Annotated in this window: 3 protein-coding genes; 2 read left to right on the top strand and 1 reads right to left on the bottom strand. The window is 67.6% G+C overall.

What is annotated here, in order from left to right:
• Both hisS and AC04L7_RS12145 read left to right on the top strand, forming a co-directional pair.
• Positions 1–1,169: histidine--tRNA ligase (hisS, locus tag AC04L7_RS12150; protein ID WP_475513090.1), on the top strand; the 1,169-nt coding region annotated here is incomplete at its 5' end.
• A 1-nt stretch (position 1,170) separates the two neighbouring features.
• The gene (locus AC04L7_RS12145; RefSeq protein ID WP_475513089.1) at positions 1,171–3,060 is read left to right on the top strand and encodes an HAL/PAL/TAL family ammonia-lyase; all 1,890 of its coding nucleotides are present in this window, start codon (positions 1,171–1,173) and stop codon (positions 3,058–3,060) included.
• A gap of 92 nt (positions 3,061–3,152) precedes the next feature.
• Here AC04L7_RS12145 and AC04L7_RS12140 read toward each other — a convergent pair.
• Positions 3,153–5,011: sensor domain-containing diguanylate cyclase (locus AC04L7_RS12140; RefSeq protein ID WP_475513088.1), on the bottom strand; the 1,859-nt coding region annotated here is incomplete at its 5' end.

Here is a 5,011-nt window from a genome sequence, read left to right as displayed (position 1 = left end):
TGGCGAAGGAGGGCGAAGGCCTGCCCGAGCTGGCCCTGCGTTTCGACCTGACCGTGCCCCTGGCCCGCTACGTGGCCGAGCACGAGCATGAACTGACCTTCCCGTTCCGCCGCTACCAGATCCAGCGCGTCTACCGCGGCGAACGCCAGCAGCGCGGCCGCTTCCGCGAGTTCTACCAGTGCGACATCGACGTGATCGGCAAGGACGCGCTGAGCGTGCGCTTCGATGCCGAGATCCTGGCGGTGATCCACGCCGTCTTCAGCGAACTCGGAATCGGCGACTTCACCATCCAGTTGAACAACCGCAAGCTGATGCGYGGTTTCTTCGARGCYCAGGGCGTCACSGACGGMGARCAGCAGGCRCTGGTSCTGCGCGARGTCGACAAGCTSGACAAGCGYGGCGYCGACTACGTGCGCGARACGCTGACYGGCGAWGGCTWYGGCATGTCGGCYGAGGSCGTCRAYCGCATCCTSGAYTTCGTCGCCRTGCGCAGCAMCGGCCACGCCGATGCGCTGGCCARGCTCGAYGCMCTSGGGCARGGCAGCGASAYCTTCRAYCAGGGCATYGCCGARYTGCGCGARGTGCTGGASCTSGTCAAGGCACTGGGCGTRCCGGAAARSKCSTAYTGCCTGAAYTTCTCSATCGCGCGYGGCCTGGATTACTACACCGGCACCGTTTACGAGACGCAGTTGGACGGCTACCCGCAGATCGGCTCGATCTGCTCCGGCGGCCGCTACGAAGATCTCGCCAGCCATTACACCAAGTCGAAGCTGCCGGGCGTGGGCATCTCGATCGGGCTGACCCGCCTTTTCTGGCAGCTGCGCGAAGCCGGCCTGATCGCGGGCAGCGACGAGAGCAGCGTGCAGGCGATGGTCGCGCTGATGGACGATGGCCAGCTGGCCGGATCGCTCGACATCGCGCGCCGCCTGCGTGCGGCGGGCATCAACACCGAAGTGCAGATGGAGAGCCGCAAGCTGGCCAAGCAGTTCCAGTACGCTTCGCGGGCCGGCATCCGCTTCGTGGTGCTGGCCGGTGAGGACGAACTCGCGCGCGGCGTGGTGACGGTCAAGGACCTGCTGCGCGAGCAGCAGTTCGACGTGAAGCGCGAGGAACTGGCCAGCAGCCTGAAGGTCGAGCTGGAACAGGCCCGCGCACTGGCGGGACGCTGACATGAAGCCGATCCTGCTGGATGGTGCATCGCTCACGCGCGACCGGTTGGTCGAGATCGCCTTCGGTGCCAGCGTCGAGCTGGACAAGGGGGCGCTGAAGGACGTGGCGCGCGCCGCCGACTTCCTGGCCGAACAGGTCCGCCGCGAAGAGCCGATCTACGGCRTTTCCACCGGCTTCGGCAGCAATGCCGACAAGCTGCTCGGCGCGCATCCGCTGCGCGACGAGCTGCCGGGCGCGGTGAAGTCCGGCCGCTCGCTGCACGAAGAGCTGCAGTACAACCTGATCGTCACCCATGCCGTGTGCGTGGGCGAGCCGATGGCGCCGGAGATCGTGCGCGCCATGCTCGGCATCCGCATCAACACCCTGCTGAAGGGCCACTCCGGCATTCGCGTGGAAACGCTGCAGGCGCTGGCGGCGATGCTCAACGCGGGCATCGTCCCGGTGGTGCCTTCGCTGGGCTCCGTGGGGGCGTCGGGCGACCTGGCGCCGCTGTCGCACCTTGCCATCGTGCTGCTGGGGGGCGGCGAAGCGTTCTACCAGGGCGAGCGGATGGCCGGTGCCGATGCGCTGGCGCTTGCCGGCCTGTCGCCGGTGAGCCTGTCGTACAAGGAGGGCTTGGCGCTCAACAACGGCACGGCGCAGATGCTGGCGATGGGCGTGCTGGCGACTTACCGGCTCGACCAATTGCTGGACACCGCCGATCTGGCGGCCGCGATGACCATCGATGCCTTCGCCGGCCGTCTCGGTGCGTTCGCCGAGGAAGTGCATGCGCTGCGTCCGCATCCGGGCCAGGTACATGTGGCCGCGCGATTGCGCGACCTGCTCGACGGCTCGACGCTGGCCGACATCCCGTACCACTTGGTGCCGAAGTTCCGTCCGTGGCTGCCGCGCAGCTGGGATACGCCCGAGGCGCAGGCGCTGCGTTTCGACATCGGCTGGGACTGGGTGCCAGCCGACCAGCGCCACGGCCGCGAGAAGTTCTACGACCGCTTCATGCCGTTCCGCGGTGGCAAGAAGCACCAGCCGCAGGACAGCTATTCGCTGCGCTGCATCCCGCAGGTGCATGGCGCCGTGCGTGATGCGGTCGAGCAGGCCAAGCGCGTGCTGGAGATCGAGCTCAACGCGGTTACCGACAATCCGCTGGTGTTCCCCGACAAGCAGGCCGATCACGTGGAAGAGCAGGTGATCTCCGCCGGCCATTTCCACGGCATGCCGCTGGCGCTGGCGATGAGCTACGTGAAGGCCGCCATCCCGACGCTGGCGTCGATCTCCGAGCGCCGCCTCAACAAGCTGGTGGACCCGGCCACCAACGACGGCCTGCCGGCGTTCCTGATCGGCAACGAGGATGGCACCGAGTCGGGCCATATGATCGTCCAGTACTCGGCGGCGGCCATCGTCAACGACCTGGCCAGCCGTGCGCACCCGGCCAGCGTGTTCTCGGTGCCGACCAGCGCGAACGCGGAAGACCACGTCTCGATGGGCGCCAACGAAGCACGCCACGTGCTGGCGATGGTGCAGGACCTGGGCAAGGTGCTGGCGCTGGAGTTGTACACCGCGGCGCAGGCACTGGACCTGCGCCGCGACATGATCAACGCCGCACGCGCACTGTCGGATCGCACCGATGCGGCAGGATTGGCAGTGAAGGTGTCGGGTGGTCCGCAGCATGGCGCGAGCGGGCATGACGCGTTTCTTGCCGAAGTCGAAGCATTGCGCGTGGCGCTGGCTTCCAGTGACGCGTTCCATCCCGGCCACGCCGTGGCGGCTGCGCACGCGGCGATCCGCGCGAAGATCCCGTTCCTCGATCGCGACCGCGCGCTCGATGGCGAAGTCGCCACCGCCGTCCGGCTGGTGGAGTCGGGCGAGATCCTGGCGGCCGTCCGCAACCGCTGAGCACACGGGAGGGTGGATGTGGGAGCGACGTAAGTCGCGAGCTTCTAAAGCAATCGCGACTTACGTCGCTCCCACATCTGAAGTCCCGAGCCCTACAACGTCCGCACGCAATCCCGCCCTTCTGCCTTGGCGGCGTACAGCGCCTGGTCGGCCACCTGCAGTGCCGACTCCAGGCTGTCCCGGGCCTCCAGGTCCACGCAGTGCACGCCGATGCTGGCCGATACGGCGATGACTAGTTCGCCGCTGCGGCACGGCTGCGCGCGCAGGGCCTGGCGCAGTTCTTCGGCCACCACGCTGGCCTCGCCCAGGCCCATGCCGGGCAGGGCGGCGATGAACTCTTCGCCGCCGAAACGCGCCAGCAACGCGCCATGCGGGCGCAGCGTCTCGGCCAGCGTGTTCGACGTGCAGCGCAGGCAGTCGTCGCCGACCAGGTGGCCGTAGGTGTCGTTGATGCGCTTGAAGTGGTCSAGGTCGATCATCAGCAGGGAGATCGGCCGTTGCGAGTTGCGCGACTGCGACAGCAGGTGCTCGAAGGCTTCGCGGAAATGGGTGCGGTTGTAGAGGTCGGTCAGGCCGTCGAGGCGACTGGATTCGCGCAGCCGGTGGTGCGCGCTCTCGAGTTCCGACATCGCCTGCCGCAGTTCGCCGGTACGCGCGATGACCTGCGCCTCCAGCGAATTCTTCGCGTCGCGCACGATGCGTTCGTTCTCGTTGCGCAGGGCGGCGTAGCGGTACCCCAGCGCCACCGACAGCAGCAGCATTTCCAGCGCCGAGCCGATCTGGACGCCGTATTCGGTCAGGAAGGTCTTCGGCAGCAGGCCGAACGCCAGCGCCACGAAGATGCCGGTGCCCAGCAGGAACATCGCCCACGCCAGCAGGAACACTTTGGCGGGGCGGTAGCCCGTGCGCACCACCATCAGCGTGATCACCGCGATCCACACGATGCTGGGGAACACGGCGGCCGATGCGATCGGCGTGGCCACGTGGTAGGGCAGTTGCGTGGCGGCGATGCCCAGCAGCACGAAGAACGCGATGATCGCCTTGCTGATGCGGTCGCCCCACCGCCATCGCGTGGGCAGGTCGAGGAAGGTACGCGAGAACTGCTGCATGCCGATCTGGGCGAGGCAGACCGAGAGCGGCACGGCCTTGTCCGCCAGCCACGTGGAGTGCGGCCAGAAGTATTCGAAGCCCAGCCCGTTGAGGGTGAACAGCACCAGGCCGAACGCGGTGATGTGGAACAGGTACCAGAAGTAGCTGCCGTCGCGCAGCACCAGCCACAGCACCAGGTTGTAGAAGAACAGCGCGATCAGGATGCCGTAGTAGATGCCGATGCCGAGCTGGCCATCGCGCGAGAGTTCGGCGAACGCGGCAGGCGTGTACAGGAACAAGGGCACCTGCATCGAGCTCTGGCTCTGCACGCGGACCAGCAGGTCGACCTCTTCGCCGGTCGGCAGGTCGAGCCAGAAGTTCGGATGGCGATAGCGGATGCTGCGCTGTTCGAACGGGAACGTGTCGCCACCGGCGTGATGCACGGTGCGTCCGTCCGGGTAGCGCGCATACAGATCGACGCGGTCGCTGAGCGCGTACTGCTGTACCAGCAGCCAGCGCTGCTCGCGCGGATTCTCGTTGGTCACGCGCACGTGGAACCAGAACGCGCCGGTCTGGAAGCCGAAGGAGGCATCGCCGTCGGGAAGCGCGGCGAAGCGCCCGGCATCGAGCTGGCGGCGCACGTCGTCCAGCGTGGCGGCGCCGGCGGTGTCGTGCAGGTAGGTGGTCTGCGGTGCGAGCGGGAGGTAGCGGGTGTCCGGTCCGATGCGCGCCGGGGTGGCAGCGGCCGCCATCAGCGGGAAGAGCAGGAGCAGCAGGAGCCATCCCGCCAGCCCCAGGCACGAGAAGCGCGATCTGCGTGATGCCGGCATGCCCGTCCCCTCGGGGGTGCCCTGCAGGCCGG

Source organism: Pseudoxanthomonas sp. LjRoot204_2 (assembly GCF_056175765.1).
Note: the sequence above shows the minus strand (reverse complement) of the source record. Positions and strands in the feature narration are given on the sequence as shown.